The 241-nt window shown below is 40.2% G+C and carries 1 protein-coding gene; it reads left to right on the top strand.

Annotated features, from left to right (window positions below):
- Window positions 1–241: transposase (locus tag MZO41_RS16690; protein ID WP_252129725.1), on the top strand; the 241-nt coding region annotated here is incomplete at both ends.

The raw sequence follows: 241 nt of genomic DNA, 5'->3' as shown, positions 1-241 counted from the left end.
TATTGAACATTTAAAGGCCAACAATGTGTTAGGTCACACCATCGTTACCGATGCCGGATACGGTTCCGAAAGTAATTATCGGTACTTGGAAGATGAATTCGGTCAGCATACCGTTTTGATTCCCTACGGCACAATGCTTAAAGAGAATAGTCGAAAATGGCAAAGTGATGACCGTAAGGTTATGAACTGGGACTATCATGAAAAAGATGATTATTTTATCAATCCGCAAAACGTCCGGTTT

The sequence above is a fragment of the Lactiplantibacillus sp. C232 genome (assembly GCF_023806725.1).
GTDB lineage: Bacteria > Bacillota > Bacilli > Lactobacillales > Lactobacillaceae > Lactiplantibacillus > Lactiplantibacillus plantarum.
Note: the sequence above shows the minus strand (reverse complement) of the source record. Positions and strands in the feature narration are given on the sequence as shown.